This is a genomic window from Cohnella yongneupensis, from assembly GCF_042655785.1.
Taxonomy (GTDB): Bacteria; Bacillota; Bacilli; order Paenibacillales; family Paenibacillaceae; genus Cohnella; species Cohnella yongneupensis.
On record NZ_JBHSNC010000038.1, the window covers coordinates 104,912 to 128,430 of the forward strand.

The 23,519-nt window shown below is 49.7% G+C and carries 23 protein-coding genes; 19 read left to right on the top strand and 4 right to left on the bottom strand.

From position 1 onward, the window contains the following. The first annotated feature begins 94 nt into the window (after positions 1 to 94). The 7 genes from ACFPQ4_RS12630 (at position 95) to ACFPQ4_RS12660 (ending at position 7,961) form a co-directional block, all read left to right on the top strand. A complete protein-coding gene (locus ACFPQ4_RS12630) occupies positions 95 to 3,208 on the top strand; it encodes an efflux RND transporter permease subunit (RefSeq protein ID WP_378112214.1) in 3,114 nt (1,037 codons plus the stop codon). A 45-nt stretch (positions 3,209 to 3,253) separates the two neighbouring features. After that, positions 3,254 to 4,591 carry a bifunctional DedA family/phosphatase PAP2 family protein gene (locus ACFPQ4_RS12635; RefSeq protein WP_378112215.1) on the top strand — a complete coding sequence of 446 codons (1,338 nt, stop codon included), beginning with the start codon at positions 3,254 to 3,256 and terminating at the stop codon, positions 4,589 to 4,591. Positions 4,592 to 4,633: 42 nt separating this feature from the next. Next, positions 4,634 to 5,176 (top strand): RNA polymerase sigma factor, encoded by a 543-nt coding sequence (locus ACFPQ4_RS12640; protein ID WP_378112216.1) that lies wholly within the window; start codon positions 4,634 to 4,636, stop codon positions 5,174 to 5,176. After that, complete coding sequence (locus ACFPQ4_RS12645; protein WP_378112217.1) at positions 5,173 to 5,688, top strand: anti-sigma factor family protein; 516 nt, start codon at positions 5,173 to 5,175, stop codon at positions 5,686 to 5,688. Before ACFPQ4_RS12640 ends, ACFPQ4_RS12645 begins: the two co-directional genes overlap by 4 nt. Next, on the top strand, positions 5,685 to 6,521 hold the full coding sequence (locus ACFPQ4_RS12650) for a DUF8173 domain-containing protein (protein ID WP_378112218.1): 837 nt from the start codon (positions 5,685 to 5,687) through the stop codon (positions 6,519 to 6,521). Before ACFPQ4_RS12645 ends, ACFPQ4_RS12650 begins: the two co-directional genes overlap by 4 nt. Positions 6,522 to 6,577: 56 nt before the next feature. Next, positions 6,578 to 6,994: an Rrf2 family transcriptional regulator gene (locus ACFPQ4_RS12655; protein ID WP_378112219.1), complete on the top strand. Its 417-nt coding sequence runs from the start codon at positions 6,578 to 6,580 to the stop codon at positions 6,992 to 6,994. Positions 6,995 to 7,091: 97 nt separating this feature from the next. Next, a complete protein-coding gene (locus ACFPQ4_RS12660) occupies positions 7,092 to 7,961 on the top strand; it encodes an SDR family oxidoreductase (protein ID WP_378112220.1) in 870 nt (289 codons plus the stop codon). 100 nt (positions 7,962 to 8,061) lie between these two features. Here ACFPQ4_RS12660 and ACFPQ4_RS12665 read toward each other — a convergent pair whose 3' ends face one another. After that, a complete protein-coding gene (locus ACFPQ4_RS12665) occupies positions 8,062 to 8,211 on the bottom strand; it encodes a hypothetical protein (protein ID WP_378112221.1) in 150 nt (49 codons plus the stop codon). 360 nt (positions 8,212 to 8,571) lie between these two features. Between ACFPQ4_RS12665 and ACFPQ4_RS12670 the strand changes: the two genes are divergently transcribed. From ACFPQ4_RS12670 to ACFPQ4_RS12715, 10 genes are all read left to right on the top strand, one after another. Then, positions 8,572 to 8,913: a DedA family protein gene (locus tag ACFPQ4_RS12670; RefSeq protein ID WP_378112222.1), complete on the top strand. Its 342-nt coding sequence runs from the start codon at positions 8,572 to 8,574 to the stop codon at positions 8,911 to 8,913. After that, entirely contained in the window at positions 8,910 to 9,194 is a 285-nt protein-coding gene (locus ACFPQ4_RS12675) for a DedA family protein (protein ID WP_378112223.1), read from the top strand. Before ACFPQ4_RS12670 ends, ACFPQ4_RS12675 begins: the two co-directional genes overlap by 4 nt. A 79-nt stretch (positions 9,195 to 9,273) precedes the next feature. Then, on the top strand, positions 9,274 to 9,753 hold the full coding sequence (locus tag ACFPQ4_RS12680) for a DinB family protein (protein ID WP_378112224.1): 480 nt from the start codon (positions 9,274 to 9,276) through the stop codon (positions 9,751 to 9,753). A 143-nt stretch (positions 9,754 to 9,896) separates the two neighbouring features. Further along, a complete protein-coding gene (locus ACFPQ4_RS12685) occupies positions 9,897 to 10,523 on the top strand; it encodes a TVP38/TMEM64 family protein (protein WP_378112225.1) in 627 nt (208 codons plus the stop codon). 34 nt (positions 10,524 to 10,557) lie between these two features. Beyond that, positions 10,558 to 11,799 carry an aminopeptidase gene (locus tag ACFPQ4_RS12690; protein WP_378112226.1) on the top strand — a complete coding sequence of 414 codons (1,242 nt, stop codon included), beginning with the start codon at positions 10,558 to 10,560 and terminating at the stop codon, positions 11,797 to 11,799. Positions 11,800 to 11,977: 178 nt separating this feature from the next. Continuing rightward, positions 11,978 to 13,183 carry a hypothetical protein gene (locus ACFPQ4_RS12695; protein ID WP_378112227.1) on the top strand — a complete coding sequence of 402 codons (1,206 nt, stop codon included), beginning with the start codon at positions 11,978 to 11,980 and terminating at the stop codon, positions 13,181 to 13,183. Positions 13,184 to 13,304: 121 nt separating this feature from the next. Further along, positions 13,305 to 14,285, top strand: coding sequence for an aldo/keto reductase (locus ACFPQ4_RS12700; protein ID WP_378112228.1), 981 nt, complete (start codon positions 13,305 to 13,307; stop codon positions 14,283 to 14,285). A 127-nt stretch (positions 14,286 to 14,412) separates the two neighbouring features. Then, positions 14,413 to 15,852: a spore germination protein gene (locus ACFPQ4_RS12705; RefSeq protein WP_378112229.1), complete on the top strand. Its 1,440-nt coding sequence runs from the start codon at positions 14,413 to 14,415 to the stop codon at positions 15,850 to 15,852. Continuing rightward, entirely contained in the window at positions 15,849 to 16,949 is a 1,101-nt protein-coding gene (locus ACFPQ4_RS12710) for a GerAB/ArcD/ProY family transporter (RefSeq protein ID WP_378112230.1), read from the top strand. Before ACFPQ4_RS12705 ends, ACFPQ4_RS12710 begins: the two co-directional genes overlap by 4 nt. Beyond that, the gene (locus tag ACFPQ4_RS12715) at positions 16,946 to 18,040 is read left to right on the top strand and encodes a Ger(x)C family spore germination protein (RefSeq protein WP_378112231.1); all 1,095 of its coding nucleotides are present in this window, start codon (positions 16,946 to 16,948) and stop codon (positions 18,038 to 18,040) included. The genes ACFPQ4_RS12710 and ACFPQ4_RS12715 overlap by 4 nt, the downstream gene beginning before the upstream one ends. Before the next feature lie 95 nt (positions 18,041 to 18,135). Here ACFPQ4_RS12715 and ACFPQ4_RS12720 read toward each other — a convergent pair whose 3' ends face one another. Beyond that, positions 18,136 to 19,503 (bottom strand): MATE family efflux transporter, encoded by a 1,368-nt coding sequence (locus ACFPQ4_RS12720; protein WP_378112232.1) that lies wholly within the window; start codon positions 19,501 to 19,503, stop codon positions 18,136 to 18,138. Between the two features lie 237 nt (positions 19,504 to 19,740). On the opposite strand from ACFPQ4_RS12720, the gene ACFPQ4_RS12725 reads away from it, so the two are divergent. Further along, on the top strand, positions 19,741 to 19,863 hold the full coding sequence (locus ACFPQ4_RS12725) for a zinc-binding dehydrogenase (RefSeq protein ID WP_378112233.1): 123 nt from the start codon (positions 19,741 to 19,743) through the stop codon (positions 19,861 to 19,863). 34 nt (positions 19,864 to 19,897) lie between these two features. After that, positions 19,898 to 21,946, top strand: coding sequence for a Na+/H+ antiporter (locus ACFPQ4_RS12730; protein WP_378112234.1), 2,049 nt, complete (start codon positions 19,898 to 19,900; stop codon positions 21,944 to 21,946). Here ACFPQ4_RS12730 and ACFPQ4_RS12735 read toward each other — a convergent pair. Together ACFPQ4_RS12735 and ACFPQ4_RS12740 are read right to left on the bottom strand one after the other, a co-directional pair. Continuing rightward, positions 21,917 to 23,287, bottom strand: a complete 1,371-nt coding sequence (locus ACFPQ4_RS12735; RefSeq protein WP_378112235.1) for an alpha/beta hydrolase — start codon at positions 23,285 to 23,287, stop codon at positions 21,917 to 21,919. The genes ACFPQ4_RS12730 and ACFPQ4_RS12735 overlap by 30 nt on opposite strands. 39 nt (positions 23,288 to 23,326) lie before the next feature. After that, on the bottom strand, positions 23,327 to 23,518 hold the full coding sequence (locus tag ACFPQ4_RS12740; protein ID WP_378112236.1) for a hypothetical protein: 192 nt from the start codon (positions 23,516 to 23,518) through the stop codon (positions 23,327 to 23,329). Position 23,519: the final 1 nt, after the last annotated feature.

Consider the following 23,519-nt stretch of genomic DNA (forward strand, 5'->3'; position numbering starts at 1 on the left):
TTATTTTCCATTCCACAAATTCTCAATCTCATAGGCGAACAATTAGAGCTCAGATGAAGTCCTTTAGTATATTCGAACCGAAAGGGGCTTTATCGTGAAAAAAATTATCGAATCCGTCATGCAAAGATCCGCTATCATTCTTATATTCGTCGCGCTTATTATCGCCTGGGGAGGCGTAGCGGCGCTTCAAATGCAACGCGATTATATGCCCGGCATAAACAATACGACGCTAATGGTCTCCTTGCGGGCATCCTCGTACCATGCGAACCAGGTTCAAAGAGACATCGCTCCTAAGATCGGCGACGCGATCCGAGCCGTAGACGGATTGACTAACGTTGAGTCGAATTCGTACGACGGCGGCTTGTTGATGAACCTATCGTTCCCGATGGACTACGACATGAAGAGAGCGGAGACGGAGATCAAGCAAGCGTTAAGCAGTGCTTCGTTACCTGACGGCGTTAATCCGCCAGTGGTCACGCGACTTACGACGAGTACGTTTCCCATTCTAAGCTATAGTCTGACGGCCAAAGGCGGGAAGGTCGACGAATTGACGCTCCGTTCCGCCGTCCAGACGGATATCGTCAAACAGCTTAAATCCGTTCCCGGCGTTGCGGAAGTTAAGACGGTCGGCGGAGCCAATCAAGGATACGTCATCACGGTTAGAATGAAAGATCTAATGGATAACGGATTGACGATAGACGACTTTAATCAATCGGTTACGGCTTCGCTTCCGAACTGGTCGCAAGGCAATATCGCAAACGTTAAAGCATCGATTCCAACCCGAATTCAAAGCTGGGATTACAGCGACGATGAGCTCGGCAATCTGACGCTCAAGAACAAGAAAGGCGACGTCGCAGTTCCGCTCTCGGCGGTTGCAGACATCTCTCATGCGCTCACCGACGTGAAAACCGTATCGAGATCGAACGGACAAGCCAGCGTGTTGATCGATGTCGTCAAGACGCCTTCGTCGAACATCATCGAGGTCGCCAAGCAAGTTAAAGAACGCGCAGCGCAAATCGAAGCCGTTACCAAAGGCGATGTATCGCTCGACCTTGTACTCGATCGCGCTAACGATTTGAACACATCTTTACTAGGGTTGCTCAGAGAAGGGCTGCTCGGCTGTTTGTTCTCGATGTTGTTCGTACTGATCTTTTTCAGAAACGTTCGATCTACCTTGCTCATCGCCATAGCGCTTCCGGTTTCATTGCTCGCGACGACCGCTATTCTTAAGTCGATGGGCATTACGCTAAATATATTGACGGTATCCGGATTGATCGTGGCGATGGGTCGAATCGTCGACGATGCTATCGTCATTTTGGACAACATGTACAGAAGAACGCAGGAGAAGAAAGACGTATCTGCGATTCGCGTGCTTTCGTCGGCTGTCGTCGAGATGCTGCCTGCCATTTTTGCTTCGACGGCGACTACGATCGCGGTCTACGTACCGATCGCCATGGTCGGCGGAATCGTCGGGGCATCTTACTCCGGCTTTGCTTGGTCGGTTGTTATCGCGCTTGTTGTCTCTTTCTTCGTAGCAATGCTTGCGATCCCATCTTTGGCTTATATGGGATGGAAGGGACCGAGCGTCAAATCCGTTACCCTTGAGCCCGTAATGCGACCGCTCTTACGGTATGCTTTGGGACATAAGAAGATCGTAATCGGAATTTCGTTAGCTCTATTCGTTACGGCGGCGGCGCTGGCCACGCAAATCTCTTTCAATTTGTTGCCGAGCGCCAAGACCGGACAAGTCGCCATTAAGATAGAACTGCCAAAGGGAAGCACGCTGGCGGAAGTGGATGAGCAAGTGAAACGCGTAGAAGATGCGCTGAAGAGCAATTCGAATGTGGCGACCTATTCTGCGAACTTCGGCTCTACGTTTACGCCTCAAGCGGACGACGTATTCGACCAAGGCGGAGGATTCATTCAGCAGCCGAACGTGGCTAACTTATCCCTTACGCTTAAGGATAAGAAGCATCTCAATGCTTACATTGAGACGTTGCAGAGCACGCTCGATCCGATCGCGGATAAATCGATTATTACCGTAACGAATCAGAATATCGCGGGCGACGACTCATTGATGAAAATCAGTCTATCGGGAGCCGATCAACAAACGCTAGAGGACACGGCGCAGCTTATTCGAAGTCGACTAACTTCAATTGACGGCTTGGCGGTGGACGGTAAAGCCGATCTAACGAATGGAGCACCGAAGTATTCCGTTGCGTTCGACAAAGACAAGGTCACCAAAGCCGGCGTTAAAATGGAGGACATCAACAAAGTCGTGGCCAGATATATGGCGAAGGGAAAAGACTTCGACATTCCGACATCCCACGGCCCGATCCCCGTCGATGTCTATCTAGATCCCCTAGCGACAGGCCAAGAGGCGAGCGGAGCCAAGGACACGAAGGACGTATTGGCTGCGCTAGCTGCCGAGACATTCGCAACTCAAGACGGCAGCACGGTTAGATTGGATCTATTAGGTACGATCGAGGTCAATAAGGACGCTTCTTCCATTCAGGAACGGGATGGCAGACCGCTCGCCATCGTTACCGCGCAGATCGTGTCCAGCGACATGAGCAAAGTGACTAACCAGGTGAACAAGGCGCTTGATGATATTCAATTGCCGGAAGGGGTAACATACTCCTTAGGCGGAATTTCGCAGCAGATTCGGCAAATGATCGTCGAAATGTCCATTGCCGTTGCAGTATCGATCCTTCTTGTCTTGTTCATTATCAGCTTTGTCTTCAAAGGACTTAAAGCGCCGCTGGCTGTCCTCGTGAGCATTCCGCTGGCATTAATCGGAGTCGTTCTCGCTCTTAAGCTTATCCACGGACAATGGGATTTGGCCGCGCTCGTAGGCGTTCTAATGCTTATCGGAATCGTCGTGACCAACGGCATCGTTCTAATCGATAAGATCGAGCGCAATCGCAAGGAAGGTTTGAGCGTAAGAGAAGCGGTCGTGCAAGGCAGCTTGTCCCGCGTCCGCCCGATCTTCATGACGGCCGGCACGACGGTCCTTACGCTAGTTCCTTTGGCGTTGTCGGGAAGCGGGGATACGGTCGTCTCGCAAACGCTTGGCATCGTCGTAATCGGAGGGATGATTACTTCGACGTTGAACAGCTTCCTAGTCATTCCGATACTTTATGAATGGATGCAAGGCAACAATAGCAACCGATCAGTTAACCATGATCAAACGATTACGTTGAAATAATCCACGCGGGAAGTCCCCTCTGCGAACCGCAGGGGGACTTCGTTATTGCGTGAGGGACGGGAGAAGCGCATGAGCTTTTTGAGCGACATGATCACTCGGTTGTTGGAGCATTACGGATACGTCATCCTATTCGGTTCGCTGTTACTGGAAATGCTCGCGCTTCCGTTGCCCGGAGAAATCATAATGACTTACGCCGGCCTGATCGTTCATGAAGGAAAACTGAACTGGCTACTGAGCATTTTGACCGGAGGTGCCGGAGCAACGATAGGAATGACGATCGCTTACTGGATCGGATATCGGCTCGGCAATCCATTTTTCGAAAAGTACGGTTCGCGGGTTCACTTCGGTCCGGAAAAGTTAAGTAGCCTATCGCGGTGGTTCGGTCGTTACGGCAATAAAATGCTGTTCATAGCGTATTTCATCCCTGGCGTCCGTCATCTTACGGGTTACTTTTCCGGCACGACGCGACTGTCATTCCGCAAATACGCGTTGTTCGCCTACTCGGGCGCATTTTTCTGGGTGAGCCTGTTCATTACGCTCGGAAAGCTGCTAGGTCCAAAATGGGAGCAGTATCATCATGCCATCAATCGGTACATGCTCATAGCCGGTTTGCTTTCGGCTAGCGCGTATTTACTCTACGTCTTCTACAAAAAGCATAAGCAACGTATTCGCGAGCGATTAGATAAATGGTTGGACAAGAGCATACGGCAGTACCATTCGATCGGAAAAGTTAAGTTCATTATTATTGCAGCGGCCGCAACGTTCATTGCGCTCTTTACCTTCATGATCGGTTTGATCGAAGACTTCATGGCCGATGAATTTACCCGCTTCGATGAGATCGGCAATCTGATCATCCGGCAAACGTTCGGCGACGGGTGGGTGCAAACGATGAATCATTGGAATTCATTCGGCTCCAATCCGAGCCTGTTGGTTTTATGTGCGCTAACGATCATCTGGATCTGGATCAAAGGAAAAGACCGCTTATTCACGATAGCTTTCTATGTAGCTGTCGTCGTCGGAGGAGAGGCATTGGATGAAGGCTTGAGACGACTATTTCATAGGATAGGCCCAACCGGCGATATCGCAACTTTTCCTAGCGAACATGCGCTAATGGCGCTGACGGTATTTGGATTTACGGGATATTTGCTTGTTCGCCGGCACGAAAATGCGAAAAGTCGTATAATCGTTGTAATGATGATTTCCTTAATATGCCTTATGACGGGCATTAGCGGGATCTATCTTGGCAGTGAATATGCTAGCGATGTTGTTGTGGGGTACGTATTCGGAGGACTTTGGATTAGCTTGAACGTGGTGTTAATAGAAATCTTCCGAATGATGAGGAGAAGCAATCATGGTTGGCGTAACACCAAAATGGCCACTTAATCCTTGTAGAAATTTGTGTCGCTATGTAGGGGCTGATAAGGCGTGGACGAAGAGCTTCACCGAACCATTCGCGAGGCGATAAACGGGAGCAAAGACGCATTCGCAACGCTCGTTCGCCGATTTAAGGATCATGTCTACCGTTACGCTTACGGTATGTTGGGAGACCCGATGGAAGCGGAAGATGCCTCTCAGGAAGCATTCATTAAATGCTATTATGCGCTGTCCCGTCTAGAGAACGAGTTTTCATTTTCCTCTTGGCTAAATCGCATCATCTCGAACGTATGCGTAGACCGCTTGAAGAAGCGGCAGAAGGAATTCTCGAGCGCGAAGGGAACATTGGGGACATTCGAATACGAAGACGCCCAAGATCGAAGACGGACCGAACATTTGAAAATAACGATCGAGGATGCCATGACGCAATTAAGTCCGGAGCATAGGCAAGTAATAGTATTGCACGATGTTCAAGGCTATCGGTACGAAGAAATCACGGAATTGCTCGGAATACCGTTGGGTACGGTAAAATCGCGCTTAAATGCCGCCAGGCTAGTCCTTAGAATCGAAATGAAAAAAGGTGAGCTCCAATGAACACGATCGATCATCCGTTGGATCAATTATCAGCATACGTAGATCATGAGCTTGACGAAAGCGAGCACGAGCGAGTGGATTTCCACTTGGATGAGTGCGAGTCGTGTAGAGCGCTTACCGCCGAACTGACCGAGATGCGTTCTCTCATAGCCAACGCTTATCAGTCCATCGAAGCGCCCGTTCGAATGGAACAACACGTAATGTCCATTATCGAGCAAAGATCATCGGATCCGATGATCGCAAGTTTCGGTTTAACCGCCGTTCCGATCGCAGGCTTGCTACTCTTGTTCCTCGTCCTTTACTTATACGGCTCTGTCGCCCTTAACTTTCTGTCCATTACGTTCAGCTTCATTGTTACCTCCGCTCATGTATTCTCGCATATCGCTTCTTCGACTCCGGTTATGTGGGGAGCGATATTCCTGATCGCCATATTCGTCTTCTTGTTATCCGGTCTATCCTTGCGACGAATCCTTCGCGGAACGATGACAAGAGAAGGAGGCGAGTTGATTTGAAGCACATACGACTATTATGGCTGCCAATTCTATTAGGCTTGCTTCTGTTTCCGACGAATACCTTTGCCAAAGGTTTATTCGAGCACCAGAATACGAATATTCTCTCGAACGAAACGGTAGACGACGTGGTAGTAATCGGCGGAGACGCTTCGATCGCCGGGACGGTGGAGGATTCCGTCGTCGTCATTAACGGGGACGTGCATCTGCTGCCTGGAGCGCATATCGATGGCATTATCATCGTCATCGGGGGCAACCTGCAACAGGACGACGGGGCGGTCGTCACCAATGAAGTTATCGCTATTTCATTCGACAACGCTACGGTGAATAGTCTTATTATCGGCGCGGGACTTATTATCGGCATCGGCGTACTGCAGCTAGCAGGGAGCTTGCTTATGCTGATCTTGCCGGTACTCATGGTTGCAATCGGCAAGCGTCACGCCGCCGCGTTCGTTAACCGGTTCAGGAAGTTTCCACGGGGAAAGCTGCTATCAATGGGGTTCTTCGCCTGGTTGTTGCTGCTGGCCGTTACGATGTTGCTCGTACTTACGATCGTCGGTATCCCTTTTATATTGTTAATCGCATTAATTATCTTTGTCGCGGTCGCATTCGGACTAACTGTTATGAGTCAACTGTTAGGGGAGCAGTTACAGGGAATGGTCGGAAAGCCGGAATGGATGCGCACGGGAGCCGGTGCTTTCATCTTGGCAGCCTCGGTTAATATCCCGTTTATAGGCTTGCTGATTTTGTTCGTCATCATCTTGTTTTCATTGGGAATTACGACGTCTTGGACAGCTTCTAAGCTGTTCGATCGGACAAAACGCATATCGAAATGAAAAACTTGACTTAATCCTAAGTTATAACTATAATAGTTACAACGGTGGTGATAATCTTGAAGCAACTAAGCACGCGCTTTTCGATGGCTGTTCATATTCTGTCTCTGATCGCGGTTACTCCGAACGAATTGACGGGAGACTTCATCGCGGGTAGCGTAAATACGAATCCGGTCGTCGTCCGAAGAATTATGGGGTTGCTTAAAAAGGCAGGCTTAGTGGATGTCCGTCCGGGCGTAGGAGGAGCCTCGCTGCTCAAATCGACTGAGGACATAACGCTTCTTGATGTTTATCGCGCCGTTAACCTGATCGAAGAGAACCAATTATTCCGCGTCCACGAAGACTCGAATATTCGTTGTCTTGTCGGGAGGAACATCGAGTCGGCGCTCCAAGCCGAATTGAACGAAGCTCAATTCGCCATGGAAAGCAGGCTAGCGCAAACAACGCTTAGCCAACTCACAGCAAGGTTCAAGTAAATGAGAGCTCCCAATAAGAGCTTTTATTTTATGCGAAAGTTGTAACTATTTTAGTTATAACGTCGAATGTTACAACAAACAAATTGGAGGGAACAAAATGAAAGTATTAGTTACAGGAGCAACAGGCAAATTAGGAACGAAGGTCGTAGAGGCATTATTGAAATCGGTACCTGCAGGGCAAATCGCGGTTAGCGTTCGCCATCCGGAGAAAGCGGAAGGGCTAAAAGCTCTGGGAGTCGATGTTCGGCATGGGGATTTCGAACGTCCGGAAACGTTGGATTCGGCGTTCGCGGGCATTGACCGTTTATTGATCATTTCGACAGACGGAGATAACGAGACGAGAATCCGTCAACATACGAATGCAGTACAAGCGGCGCAACGCGCTAAAGTCGGATTCATTGCCTATACGAGCGCATCAAACGCGAGAGAGAGCACGTTGTTCCTGGCCGAAGTACACCGCAAAACGGAAGAAGCTATCTTGCAGACAGGCATTCCTTATTCCTTCTTGCGTAACAATTGGTACCTGGAAAATGAGATCGGGTCGATCCAAGGCGCGATGGCAGGTGCGCCATGGTTAACGTCCGCCGGAGAAGGCAAGGTAGGCTGGGCTTTAAGACAAGAATACGCAGAGGCAGCTGCTGTAGTACTGGCAGGAGAAGGCCATGAAAATACGATTTACGAGCTTACGGGTAAGCTGTTGACGCAACAACAACTCGTATCCGTTATCGGTTCGGTATTAGGCAAAGAGATACCCCTGCAACAAGTTGACGATGCCACGTACGGCGAAGTCATGAAGAGCATAGGCTTACCCGACTTCGTCATTCCGATCGTCGTAGGGATCCAGCAAGGCATCCGGGAACATGCGCTGGAAATCGAGAGCAACGATCTGGAACGGCTGCTTGGCCGTCCTGTAACGCCGATTCAAGATGCACTGACGCAGATCGTTAACGAAATCGCTAAAGGGTAACGAAATTTCACGCAACAAGTCGCGGATTATTAAAGGATGGATCCGCTAGCCACTCAACATTTCAAAAGGGTGCATGTCCCATTGGGACATGCACCCTTTATCATGCCGCGCGATAGAAGACGCCGTTCGCGTTCAGCTCCATCACGGTTCCTTTGCGCGATTCGGTCCAAGAACCGACTAGTTGGCCGACGATGTCCGCGCTTGACGAAACGGCAGGGGAGAGAACCAGATCGTAATCGGTCGCCGTCAAATGGTTAACGATCGCCTTATAGCTCGCGTAATCCGCGGTACCCGCTCCGAACGTGCCCGTTCCTGACCGGGCACGTTTCCGAAATCCACGTCATCGATTTGCGTTATTATAACGGCAGCATAGATAGTTACATGGAGCAAAACGACATCAAAAATGTGCTGATGTTATATAACGCAACGACGTTCGTCCAGAACGGCGTCGATATGCTGAAGCTGAAATAGGGGACGTTTGTTTGGAGGGAAGGTTGTCGAGAAATCGACGGCCTTTTTCTCATTTTTAACCGCAAGTTCACATAGACGTCAAACAGGAACGTTATACTCCTTGCATACATAGAGAGAAAAGGGGGGAGGAACTAACAGCATGGATCATTGGATAACGGAACTGATGAGCTCCTACGGCTATGTCGGCATCTTCGCGTTAATCGTCTTGGAAAACTTCGTTCTCCTCATTCCGTCCGTGTTCGTTCTCACCGTTGGCGGCTTTATGACGACGTCGACGGAGTTGACGATCGTTGGCGTCATACTAGCTGCGACTGCCGGATCGCTAGTCGGTGCAATCATACAATACGGTATCGGAAGGCTGGTGCCTCTGGAACGATTGGATCGATTCTTATCGCGTAACGGAAGATTTCTTCGTCTGAAGCCGGGGATGTGGGTCGAGCATGTGTCTGGTTCGAGAAATACGGGATATGGGTCGTTTTGATTGCACGTCTAACCCCCATCGTTCGCAGCCTCGTCTCGATCCCTTCCGGAAGCGCCTCCGTAAAATTTGTCCCTTTCGTGCTGTTCACGACGATCGGTTCTTTGATATGGAATTCGGTACTCGTTGAATTAGGAGCCACGGCGTTCTCCTACTGGAACAACATCGTAAACTCGCATACGTATTCGAGCATCGCATGGCTGGCATTCGTCGCTCTGGCTATATTCGTCATTTTCGGTCGCAAACGAATTCGGAAGAAAAAGCAGCCTTTATCAGACGGGTAAAACCTATTTAACCGTTAATGTCGTATGCTATTATCATAAATGATTTACATAACGTTTATGATCACGGGAGGCTGCGACAATGCTCAAACTATTCGAATATAACTGGCAAGTTCGCCAAGACTGGTTTGACTGGTGCGAGACGGTGAGCGAGGAAGAGTTGCTGAAAAGACGGACAGGCGGCATAGGCTATATCCTTCCCACGCTGTATCACATAGTGGCCGTCGAATATGGCTGGATTTGCGGTGGATTACAAGAAAAAGCGATTGTAATTCCGCCATTCGAGGAAGTGGCCAGCTTGCAGCAAATCAAAGACTTTTCCGCCTTTTGTCATGCAGGACTAGCTCCATTCGTCTATGACTGGAATGACAGCCTGGAAGACCGCATTATGATTGATATTACGGATACAGGGGAAGAGGAAGCCCACAAATACGGCGAAGTGATGCGGCACGTGATCGCCCATGAGATCCACCACGTCGGTCAATTGTCTATATGGTCGCGAGAACTCGGAAAAAAGCCGGTTTCCGCGAACCTGATCGGCAGAGGATTATATGATAGTTAAAAGACCGCGAATGGTTGGAAACGGAAATTTTGCCCCAATCATTGAAAAACGTTATATTGGCAACAGTTTATAGCAAGCTAACGGTGCAGGTGCATGTGGTACGGGGGCCATGACAGAGTAACAGAAGGGGGAGTAGATTTTGTTTGACGCGTAGAACCCTGATATTCATCCTATATCTCGCGCTTGCGGCGCTACTGTTCGTCTACCGGTCGTCGATCGTGAATTGGATGAGATCCGAGTCGGTCTGGTACTTGGATATCGCGGTCCTATTGACGGGATTTCTTATTGCGGTCATTCCTGCCATTCCTTTCGGTTTATTCGCTCCGATCATGGGGGCGAAGTACGGGATGATTGCAGGGTTCGCAATTAACCTCACGGTATCGTTGCTCGGCGCTATGACTTTGTTCTCAATCGTTCGGGCTTCGTTCACGCAAGAAGATAGACGGGCGTTTACGCAAAAGAGGGGCCTCTCGTATTTGAACAGGCTAGCGGAACGCAATGCATTCATGGCGATTCTAATCGCGCGTCTGCTTCCGTTCATACCCGCCCAAGCGACTAATGTCGTCGCCGCGCTTACGCGGATGGGGTGGAAGCCGTTCTTCTTAGCGACGCTGATCGGAAAAATCCCGTTCTTCATGCTCGTCTCGATCGTCGGAGATCAATGGATGAGTGGGTTGAATTTGAGAACCGCGGCTCTTATCGTCTGCATCTACGGACTATTTCTCTTAGCCGTATTCGCGGTCTATCGATGGCGCGCGACGTTGCAGTAAACTACATATTTTTAAATACGAGGAGTTTGAGCATATGGAAACCACTTTCGAACGCAACTTAGAGAAATACGCGGAGCTAGTTATCCGAATCGGAGTCAACCTGCAGCGGGGACAAGATTTGATGATCGAGTCGCCGTTGGAATGTTTGGAATTGACTCGCCTGATCGTGAACAAAGCTTACGATGCCGGCGCGGGCTACGTGCAAGTCAATTGGCAGGATGATCGGATTACGCGCAGCCGCTTGGAGCATGCCAGTATTGATGCGATCGACTATTATCCGGAGTGGCACGCGAGCATGCTTGAGAAGTTCGTGGAAAAAGGCGGAGCGCTGCTGAATATTAAAGTGCCCGATCCGGATCTCTATCAAGGAATCGACGCCAATCTCGTATCCAGGGCAACTAAAGCAGCCGCGACGGTCCGCAAAACTTATCAGAACTACGTGCGCAATAGCATCTTCAGCTGGTGCTTGATCAAGGCGCCGACGAAGGCTTGGGCTTCCAAAGTATTCGCGGATCTACCCGAGGAACAGCGAGTAGAAGCGATGTGGGATGCGATATTCCGTATGAATCGCGTGTATGACGAGGACCCGGTCGCTTCCTGGAGAGAGCATCTGAAGCGGCTTCAGCGCATGCGCCATATATTGAACGACAAGAAGTATGCCGCGCTTCACTATCGCGGTCCCGGTACGGATCTTCGCGTCGAGCTGCCCGATGGCCATATTTGGCTAGGCGGCGATAAAGACAACGAGAAAGGGATTCGATTCGTGGCCAATATGCCGACGGAAGAAGTGTACTCGATGCCGAAGAGGACGGGCGTGAACGGCACGGTTACGAGCACAAAGCCGCTTAACGTAAACGGAGCGATCGTCGATCGATTTTCGTTTGAATTCGAGAATGGCCAAGTCGTTCGATATGCGGCAGAGGTAGGTTACGAGCATCTGGATCATCTGATGAAAATGGACGAGGGGAGCCGCTATTTGGGCGAAGTCGCTTTGGTTCCGTTTCAATCACCGATCTCGAATTTGAATCGCATTTTCTACAATACCGGCATTGACGAGAATGCGTCCTGTCATCTGGCGTTCGGCAGCTGTTATCCGACGAACTTAGACAACGGAACGAAGATGTCCTCGGAAGAGCTGAAGGAGCGAGGGGGAAACACATCGCTGATCCATGTCGATTTCATGATGGGATCGAGCGAGTTGGACATAGACGGCATTCGCGCCGACGGCACTTCGGAACCGTTGTTCCGGCAAGGGAACTGGGCGTTCGAGTTCTGATAGAATAGCATTTATTGGTTTCAGCGTAAAAAGCCGCATTCATTGCGGCTTTTTACGCATGTAGGCTTACCTATTAATTTAAGGACCAGTTAAGACTTTCTTAATTTCTGTAAGTTAGCATACTAGTATGCCTGCTATCAGCTTGCATCCGAAATTAAAGGGAGAAGGTGACGCTATTATGACTGCTCATCCAAACAGCAAACTAAAGATTTTACTAAGCAAAGTACCGGAAGTTACTCTATTCTTCTGGATCATCAAGGTGCTATGCACGACAGTAGGCGAGACGTTCTCGGATTTCTTGAGCGTCAACGTCGGACTTGGCTTGCCGCTCACTACCGTCATTATGGGAATCGCTTTTCTAGTCGTATTCGTTGTTCAATTCAGGGCGACGAAATACATTCCCGGCCTCTATTGGCTGACCGTCGTGCTCATAAGCGTATTCGGCACTTTGGTAACGGATAACATGACGGACGGAATGGGAGTTCCGCTTGAGACGAGCACGATCTTGTTCAGCGGTCTATTAGGTTTAACTTTCCTTGTATGGTATATAAGCGAGAAGACGCTCTCCATTCACTCGATTTTCACCAGAAGAAGAGAAGCTTACTACTGGCTGACCATTCTATTCACGTTCGCGCTCGGCACGGCCGTCGGCGATTTGTTTTCCGAACAGCTCGGACTTGGTTATTTGAAAACAGGGATCACGGTCGTAATCATTATTGCTTGCTTATTCGTTGCATGGAAATTCAAGCTCAATGAAATATTGGCGTTCTGGATCGTCTATATTTTAACTCGCCCGCTAGGCGCATCCCTTGGAGATTACCTGTCGCAATCCAAAGTAAACGGCGGCTTGGATTTGGGAGCGACGGTTACGAGCATCATTTTCCTCGTCGCGATATTGGCGATCATCGTTTTCCTGGCCGTAACGAAACTCGATATCATTCAAAAGAGCGAATCGATTTCGTCCAATAAAACCATCCGAAGCGAGAAACACGTTTGGACGCAAACGATCGCGGTATTGATTATTTTCTTGGCGGTCGGTATCGGCGGCTATCAGTGGTGCAACAATAACCTCGTTCCTGAAATCGATGCGTCGCAAATGACGTTGACCGGCCAATTAAACGATTTTATCGCGCTCGAGAACGAAATGTTAACGGATGTAACCGCCCAAGACTTTACCGCCGCGAACGCAAAAGCCGATAACCTGGAGCATGACTGGGACACGAACGAACCGAAGCTTCGCAAAATCGATAGAAAAACGTGGACCGACATCGATGGAACGATCGACGACGTGTTAGCGGCCGTCCGTTCCAAGAAACCTAGCGTCAACAAGTGCGCGACTACGCTGAACGACTCGCTCGTTACGTTAAACGAAGCGAACAAATAACGATAAGCGATAAGTCGGAGACCCGCTCTCCGGCTTTTTTGTACCCTTGAATTGGCATTTCAATTGCTCAATAGTTTAAAATGAACGTACGGCAATTATTTCGAAAGCGAGGAATGATTTAATGGAATACGTGAAACTCGGCAATACCGGATTAGATGTGTCCCGGCTATGTCTAGGGTGTATGGGGTTCGGAGTAGCGGAGCGTTGGATTCATGAATGGGTGCTGAACGAAGAGAACAGCCGTCCCATTATTAAGAAGGCATTGGAGCTCGGCATCAATTTCTTCGATACGGCGAACGTGTATTCGGACGGAACGAGCGAGGAGATCGTGGGCCGCGCGCTGAAGGATTACGCCAATCGGGATGAAATCGTTATTGCGACGAAGGTTCATTTTCGCATGCATCAAGGACCGAACGGCGCCGGACTTTCCCGCAAAGCGATTATGAGCGAAATCGATAAAAGCCTGAAGAGACTCGGGACCGACTATGTAGACCTGTACCAAATTCATCGGTGGGATTACAATACGCCGATCGAAGAGACGATGGAAGCGTTGCATGACGTAGTGAAAGCCGGGAAAGCCAGATACATAGGCGCTTCCGCCATGTACGCATGGCAGTTTCTTAAGGCGTTGAACGTAGCCGAGAAACACGGTTGGACCCGCTTCGTCTCGATGCAAAATCATCTAAATCTCATTTATCGCGAAGAGGAGAGGGAGATGCTGCCGCTGTGCAAAGAAGAGAAAATCGGCGTCATTCCCTACAGCCCGCTTGCGGGAGGAAGATTGACGCGCGATCCGCAGGAGACGACGCATCGTTCCGAGACCGATCAAGTCGGAAAGAGCAAATATGATAAGACTGCGGCTGCCGATCGAATCATCGTGGAGAGGGTTGCCGCGATCGCGGAGAAGAGAGGCGCATCTCGCGTTCAGATCGCGCTGGCTTGGCTGTTGCAAAAACAACCGGTAACGGCTCCGATCATCGGCGCGACGAAGCTTTCTCATCTCGAGGTTGCGTCATCCGCGCTTTCAATCACGTTAACGCCCGAAGAGGTTGCTTCGCTAGAAGAGCCGTATGTGCCTCATCCGGTAGTCGGAGCAGTGTAAATAACTTATCACGTATAATCCTTAACGACATAAAATACTCAGAAAAGCTTGAGGAATCAAGCTTTTTTGCATTTTTTACATCTTATTGGGCAAAAGTAAGGAATCGATGTCAAAGGAGGTAAAACTCGTGAAACCAAGTTCATCGATTGAAGCGACGGAGTATTATTTCAAGCAGCTTTTCGCGGACCAAGGCGACTTTCAATCGAAACAGCTGATCATTGGAGGGAAGGAGTACATCCTATTTTATTTCGACACGTTAATTGATTCCTCCCTTGTTCAAGAATTTATACTGAGCCCGCTACTTCTCCGACCTCAGGATGCGGTCCGAGATGTCGTGTCCATTCTCGATTATACGGAAACTGATCAATTGAACGAAGCGGGGGAGGCCATGATATTCGGTAAAGTCGTACTGATCCGTAACGGAGAAAGTACGCTTTATGTGCTCGGAGTGGATTTGAAGAAGGAACGCTCCATTAATATCCCGACCAAAGAGCGGGTTTTGCGCGGTTCTAACGAAGCGTTCATCGAAAATATTGATACGAATATAAACCTGATGCGCAAGTTAATCAACTCAACGGACTTTATCGTAAAAACGTATACGTTAGGAAGGCTATCGCAAACCAAGGTGGCCGTCATGTACATAAAGTCGATAGCGAATGCGACGATCATTGAAGAACTCGACAGAAGGCTCCAAAGCATAGACATCGACTATGTCGAGTCGCCAGGATTTGTGGACGAGCTGATCCGGGAGAAAAAATTCAGCATGTTTCCTCAACTGCTCGTCACGGAGAGGCCTGATCGCGCGCGTGCTTATTTGATGGAAGGCAAAGTCGTTATCGGATCGGCCGGGTCACCGGACACGATCATCATACCGGTATCGTTCTGGTCTTTTTTCCATAGCTCGGACGATTATCAAATCAGTTGGCCGTTAGGCTCGGTCTTCCGGATCTTGCGTATTTGCTGCTTTTTCATAGCGATTGGACTTCCTGCCTTCTATGTAGCCGTCAATGACTTTAATCCGCAGCTGCTGCCGATCAATTTCGTGAACACGTTGCAAAGTTCCGTGAAGCACGTCGCGTTTCCTCCGATTGCCGAGGCGCTTTCCATGATGATCATGCTGGAGATTTTAAGGGAAGCGACTATTCGGCTGGCGAGCCCCATCGGCCAAACGATAGGCGTAGTCGGCGGTATTGTCATCGGAACGGTGGTCGTACAGTCGAATTTGGTCTCCAATACGATGGTAATAATTACCGCTTTAACGGGTCTGGCTTCTTTTATTATGCCTTCGTACGAGATGAGCAGCGCCGTTCGGCTGCTTAGCTATCCGGCACTCCTTCTTGCCTCGTGGCTAGGCTTACTTGGCCTTGCCTTCTTCTTCATGATGATTTGTATCCATTTGTGCCAGATGCATACGATGGGATTCCCTTACTTTACGCCGCCGTTCTCCTTTGGCGATGCGAAAGATACGCTTTTTAGGGCGCCGATCTGGAGCTTGCGCAAGCGGCCGGCAGGAACGGCGCCGAGCAATCGAACAAGGCTAAGCCATCCAAGGAGCTGGAAACGTTGATTAAGGAAGAAACCATCACCGGAAAACAGCTAATCACGCTCGTGATCATGACGCAGCTTGGTACCGAGGTTTTATCCCTGCCGCACGTTATGGCCGAAAAGGCTGGTCATGATACGTGGCTGGCCGTTTTACTTAGCGGACTGATCGCGCAAGCAGGCATCGTGCTCATCTGGTGGCTTGGCAGCCGCTATCCGTTACGCAATTTGTATGCCTATATTCCGCTAATCGTAGGCAAACCGATTGGTGCCTGCGTCAATTTGCTGTATGGGGGCTATTACGCGCTTTCCGGACTGTTGCTGACAGCGGTGTATTCCGACATCTTGAAAAGATGGATGTTCGTGCTCACGCCTAGGTGGATCATCATTGTTATGCTTCTAATCGTGTGCGGCTATGCCGCAACGTCAACGTTGAAACGGCTTGCTTATTTATCGCAATCGTTTATGATCTTTGCTTACATCAGTTTTTTGCTTATCGTATTTAGCGGAACTTACGGACTCGACACGTTAAATTTGCTACCTGTATTTTCCGGCGGCTGGTCTCCAATTTTGACGGGAGCCTATACCGCATTTAGCGCTTATGTAGGCTATGATCTGCTCCTCTATGCTTACCCGTACGTTCGAACACAAAGCAAAAATAAGCTGCTGCTAGTGATGACGCTGGCGAACGGCTGCACGGTCGTGTTCTATGTCGCGGTTTGCCTGATTTGCTCGATGAAGTTCAGCTTGACGCAGCTCACCGTTATTCCTGAACCGATCGTGTTTATATTAAAGAACTATAAGATTGAAATCTTGCAAAGCATCGACATCTTATTCCTTATTTTCTATGTATGCATCGTTTCGGCTACGATCTATGTGTACTTCTTTATGGCGGCTAAAGCATTCCAACATATTCGTAGTAATGGTTTAGGCAAGCAGTATGTTTGGGTCTGGACAATCGTAGGCGCATGCTTCATAGGAGGGTTCTTCATGACGAAGCGTCATGACCTGTTGCGGTTTTCATCGATTCAAGACAAACTGACCATCCTAATGATCGTAATCGTGCCGGCCGTCCTGCTCATGATATCCGGTCTTCGAGGCACTGTGAGGAGCGGGACATGAAGAAGATTATTGCGATGCTCCTCGTATGCCTGTTGCTGACCGGTTGCTGGGATCGGATTCAATTGAAGAGTCTGCTTTTCGTCGACGTTGTCGGAATTGATACGAAGGGAGACGACAAGCAACTCAACGTAAGCTACGTGATTTCCTCGCTTCGAAATGCCCAACAGGGGGGAGGCACCTCTTCTAACTTATTTATACAATCATCTGGCATTAACCTCTATGACGCAACGGCTAAAACAAATAAAGCAATACCTGGCATCCTTTCCGTGCTGGAGACCAGATTGTATCTTATTGGCACGCAATTTGCGAAAGACGAACCGCTGAAACACCTGAATATCGTCGGCCAATTTACAACGAATCCGTTATACGCCTATTTAGCGATGTATGACGGCGATCTTTCGCAGCTGCTGGCCAAGAAGAAGATAAACGATCAAACCGTATCGGATTTTCTTGTAAGCTTGTTGGATAACGAGAAGCAGAAAGGGAGAATACCTTCGAACAAATTGCTTTACTATCTACTCGGGGGTTCGAAGTTCATTAACGACTTCGCGCTCAACAGGTTCGAGCCCTTTGGCAACGGGGCACGTCTTGCCGGCACCGCCTTGTTTAAAGAAGGAAAGTATACCGGCGTCAACTTGAATGAAGACGATACGCAGCTATTGCATCTGATGGACGGCGCAGCCGGTAACGGCCAACTGATCATCGGCAAATATGGAACGAGCTACTCGGTATTGATACAGGATGCCAAACGTAAATTTCATATTCATCATACGAACGGCAAACTTAATGAAATAGAGATCTCGTTGGAGTTTCGGCTTGAATTAGTCGAGGACGGACTCGAAGTTAAGAAGCACACGAACCAAATGCTCACGGAGTTGGAAAAAGATATCGCGGCAGATTTAACATTGAGCGCAACCAGCGTCATCGAAACGTTACAAAAAACCAATTGCGATATGTTGCAGCTAGGTCATAGGGTAGCGGCTTACCATCCGAAGCTGTACAAAGGATTGAACTGGCGCGAGACGTATCCAAAGGTCAGCATTAAGCCGAACGTTAAGATAGAGATTCTTAACAGCGGGATTCTGGATTGACCCACGCAATGGAAATGAAAAACGTGAAATCACATTCGCAGACTAAAAAACCGCCGCATTCAGCGAATGCGGCGGTTTTTATTACCCAAACAAAGTTACATATGCATGGCGGCTGCGGCTGCGGTTTTTGACTTCCCGCTTTTGGCTTTGAGCTTCGACCAATCCAGCTTCAAATATCGCAACGTGTTGATCGCTGCCGTTAACGTGATAGCCATGCACAACGCGGTCCATGCGCCCGTCTGACCGAAGTCAAACACTTGGGTCAAAATAACCGAGCAAGGAATGAAGAATAGCCAGTTCGACATGAGCGCCGTTTTCGATAGGAACGTTGTATCCCCGACGCCGCGCAATCCGCCGCCGAAGATGATATTCGCTCCCGTGCACAGTTGAACGACCGCCGTTAAGTGAATCAACGAGACGGCCGTCGTATAGACGGCTTCATCAGTCGTGTAAAGCTTCGCAAGCGGGGTAGCGAACAATAAAAACACGACCGAAATTAGCGCCATGAAGATAAGACCCAAGTATACGGTGACCAGCCCGAAGCGGCGCGCCTCGGACGTATGGCCTTTGCCGATTTCTTGGCCGATTCCGATCGTGGCGGCAGCGCCGAACCCGTTGGAAGGCATGAATCCGAACGAAAGGACGTTGAGCGCGATTTCGTTGGCTGCGATCGCGGTCGTGCCAAGATGCGTAATACATGCGGTAAAGACGAGCATGCCCATGCTGTTCGAAACTTCCATTGCCCCAAGCTTCATGCTTTCGAACAGCACCAAGCGAACTTGCGACCGTTCAATCGGCACCCAGCTGCGCGTTTGGAACGTTTCGTTTTGATATCGGAAATGGGCGATCAAGCACATGAGCGTCGTTGCCGCTTCCGCGATGACAATGCTCCAAGCAGCGCCTTGCAGGCCAAGCTCGGGAAATCCGAACTCTCCGTAGGCCAGTACATACGTCAAGCAGACGACAAGGCCGCTGTTGATCAGAGATAACGTCATCGGCGTTTTCGTATCGCCAACCGCGCGCAAATAAGCGAAAAACACGGTGTTAAACATCGTGAACACGAGAGCCAGCATTCGGACTTGCAAATAAGGCGTTCCTAAGTCGAGTATCGTATCGTTGGAACCCATAACGAGCAAGATCGCGTAAGGCAAGAAAAAGCTGCCCGCGATAAGGACGACGCCTTGCACCGCCGTTATGAGCAGCGCGATTTGCGTACGCTGGTTGCCTTGACGCATATTGTGAGAACCGTAATTTTGGGCTACCAAATAGTTGATTGCGCCCTGCACCCCGGAGAACAACGCCCAAAGGTTGTAGATTATGATATTCGTTATGCCGACGACGGCGATTGCCTCTGCGCCGAGCTTACCGATAATCATTAGAATTAATAAACCGGTGAACGTCATGGATGAAAAGGTCGCGATCGACGGGATTGCCAATCGCAAAATTTGTTTAACTAGCTGCATAAGATCATCTGCCTCTCTAACTCACTCATTATAGACGGGAATGAATCGAAGTCAATAGATTATATTGTACAATAATGAAAAGAGGTGACCATGATGAAGGCGATCATCTACGAAAAATACGGAACTCCGGATGTCCTTACGTTAGAAAACAGAAATAAGCCCGCTCCCAAAGCGCGCGAAGTGCTTTATTAAGATACATGCCGCATCCGTAAATTCCTGGGATTGGGACAAAAAGAGATGTTCGAATCGGGTAAGTTAGTTCCTGTTATTGACCGGCTTTACCCGTTACATGAAACCGCGGAGGCTCTAACTTATTTGGGAGAAGGGCATGCTAAAGGGAAAATCGTCATCGTCTCGTAACATGTCGCGTTAACGATAACTCGGAGGGAAACGTTTGGAAGTATTTATTATTATCCTCATGCTGCTGGTGATGATCGGCGTATCTAACGTCGCGCACCGCTTCGTACCGTTCATCCCCGTACCGCTCTTCCAAATTGCCCTCGGCGCTTTATTGGCGATCGTTCCGATAGGCGTGCATTTGCACTTGGAGCCGGAATTGTTCTTCATCCTGTTCATTGCCCCGTTGTTGTATAACGACGGCAAGCATATGCCGCGCGGCGAGTTGTGGCGTTTGCGGGCACCGATCCTGCTGTTGGCGATAGGCTTAGTATTCATAACCGTATGCGTTGTCGGTTACAGCATCCATTGGTTAATTCCTTCGATTCCGCTCGCAGCTTCCTTCGGGTTAGCCGCTATCTTGTCTCCGACGGATGCGGTTGCCGTCGGTGCTCTGGCAGGGCGCATACATTTGCCACAAAGCTTGATGCGGCTCCTCGAAGGGGAAGCCTTGATGAACGATGCATCGGGCCTTGTCGCGTTCAAATTTGCCATTGCCGCGGCGGTTACCGGATATTTCTCTCTCCCGAAAGCCAGTCTCAGCTTTGTTGTCATCTCCATTGGCGGCTTACTCATAGGCGTATTCGTCGCTTTTCTCATTATCGGCGTTCGCCAGTTGTTGCGAAGAGCGGGACTTGAAGATGAGACGATGCATATGCTGTTACAAATTTTGACCCCGTTCCTGCTATTTCTCATCGCCGAGGAACTTGGCGTATCGGGCATTCTTGCCGCCGTAGCAGGAGGAGTGATCCATGCGATCGAGAACGAGCGCTTGGCGTTCGCGATGCCGAATTTGAAGAGCGTATCCGAACCGACGTGGTCCGTTATTTTATTTCTATTGAACGGACTGGTGTTTGTTCTGTTGGGTCTTCAAATTCCCGGCGTTTCCCGAACCATAATAATCGACCCGGCTTTCGATAATTTCAAAGTATTCGGGTTTGCCGTTATCCTATATATGATGCTGTTAGTGCTCCGATTCGTATGGACGTACCTATTCTCCAGAGGAGGACGCTGGTTCGGCAAACGAAGCGGCGAGATACCCAGTATTCGGATTTTGACGCTAACGACCATCTCCGGCGTGCGCGGTGCGGTCACGTTGGCCGGCGCGTTCTCCATTCCGCTAGTGTTGGATAATGGCGATCCGTTTCCGCAAAGAGACCTCATTATTTTCCTTGCGGCTATCGTCATTCTATTGTCGCTGCTAACGGCGAGCATCGTTCTACCGTTACTGGCCAAGAAGAAGACCGCTCCGGATGAAGTCGAGAAGGAACGAATGGAAAGACAATGGCAGATCGAGGTCATGTCAGCCGCCGTGCGGACGCTCCGGAAATCGAGCCATGCAGACAATGAAAGTGCTGTGAATAGCGTTATTAGCTACTACAAGCTTATGATGCATCAGCTCGGTCAGAAAGGTGGAAACGCTAAACGTTTGTCGCGTAACCGGAAGGAAGAAACGGAGATCCGCCTGCAGGCGATAAACATTGAACGCGAATTCATTAACGATCGTCTGGATAATGGACAGGTACGCCGCGAACATGCGGCTTACTATTACAACATACTCGATCAGATCGATCTCATTTTGGCCAATAAGCTGGAGCTAGGCAAAGTAATCGCCAGAACGCTCTGGCGTAGGTTGAAAAACTTAGCGTTGGCGTTCATGAATAAACCGGTCGCAGTGTCCCGCTTCAATGCCTCGGATAGAATAGCGCTTCGCTCGTTGAGAATGCAGTGTACCCAAGCGGTAGTCGAGTCGTTATCCGAGCGCTGTGCCAACCGCACCGATGAAGCATCCGAAGTCGTTCTAGACGACTACCGGCAAATGCTTGACAGTATGAGCAGATTCGGGAACGGCTCGAATAGTGAGAAGGATAGCGCTTTCGACGAATGCCGGCGGGAGCTTCATTGGATTGCCGTTCAGGCGGAACGCGATGCCGTGCAAAAGCTGTTCGAGCAAGGTGAAATTACGCGCGATGTTGCCTCCTATTTGCGCAGTGCCATCCGTAACCGGGAAGCCTCCTTAGTTGAGCTTGAGGAAATCGGCGGATGAAGCCATGTAACCCAAGAAGCGTTCGATATCATAGATCGTGGCTTGCGTAGGAGGGGCATATTGCGAGTTGAGGAAGCGGGGAATCCACTTCTTATGAAAAACCTTTTCCGCCATGCCGGTAAAGACGTCCCAGACGTGATCCGTCTGCGGCAGCTCAACATAGACGACAGGTACCGAAGCTTCTTTAAGCAGTTCGATCAGTTGAATCGTCGCGGCCTTTGGCGTAATAAAATCGACCTCCCCTTGGAAAATCAAAGCCGGAGGCGCCCCGGGCGCAACATGCGTCTTGACGTCGGACAGATCGAACATGCGGGGAGCAACATCCGGCATGCCGCCGCATAAATTCATCATCATTTGTTCTACGTTCATGGCTTGGAATTGGATAGGAGCGCGTACCGTGGCGGGCTTTCCGGTCGTTGCGAGTCGGCCGGCATGATGGTTAATGAATGCTCTGAGATCACATGGAGCATACAGCGAGATAACTCCGGCGACGGAGGTGTCCATTCCAACCAGGTCTGCAGGCGTAAAAGCCGGATGGTCATGTCCATAAGCGGCTAATAAAGAGATGTGGCCTCCGGCCGAAGCTCCGCTAACTACGATTTTGTCGGGGTCAATACCGAGATCGACTGCGTTTTGCTTGGTCCATATGACCGCCCTTTTTACATCCGACGTCATCTCCGCAATATTAACCTCCGGCGCCAAACGATATGCGACATCGATGATCACATGGCCTTGGCTGGCGAGATGGCGGAACATAGGATCGGTGCCAATGCCTTTGTCGAAGAAGTGCCATGCGCTACCGTGGAAAAATAACATTGCGACGCCTGTAGGTTTCGTGCCCTGCATAGGCTGCCAAACGTCTGCCAGCAACTGCCGACCGGATGGTTCGAAGGTCCAGATGACGACGTCTCGTTGTATACGGACAGGCTTATTCGAATACCGCTTGGGCGACCATCGCTGAGACAGCATTCCGTTCGTTGTCCGTAACTTAGACTGCCAATCCGGTCCAAAGGCCATGGCAAAGCCTTCATGCGGTCGGGTTACGCGACGAATGTATCCCGCATGGGCGATACCGGAACCGGCGGCGACGATCGTTAAAATCAAGCTTATGTACCAAATGACTGTGAATATAGGCACGAAGAGAACGAGTAGAAGCCCACCGCATAAAACCGTAATAGATAATACCGTCAAAGACCAGACGATCGCCGGAAACGACATTTTGAGGGGGAGAGCGAGCCAACTTTTCCCGAACTCGTAGCGCCAAGGAATTACCGCGACGAAAGCAGCTACGAATAGCGCCATGAGTCCGATAATGAAAGCACCGATTATTACGAAGACCATACCGGGTATGAACCTCCTTATGAACGGCGATTTAACCTTCTACGAGAGCACGATCAGCCGTAACGCAGCCTGGACAGCCTCATCCAAGATCGAATCGCCGAGTTCGGCCGAATGCATCATTCCGTATCCATTGATAAATGCAAAGAAGAAGAAAGCTTGACGCTTTGGATCTCCAGGCAAAAACTGGCCAGCTGCTTGCCCTTCGGCAATGACATTGTTTAGTATCGACATA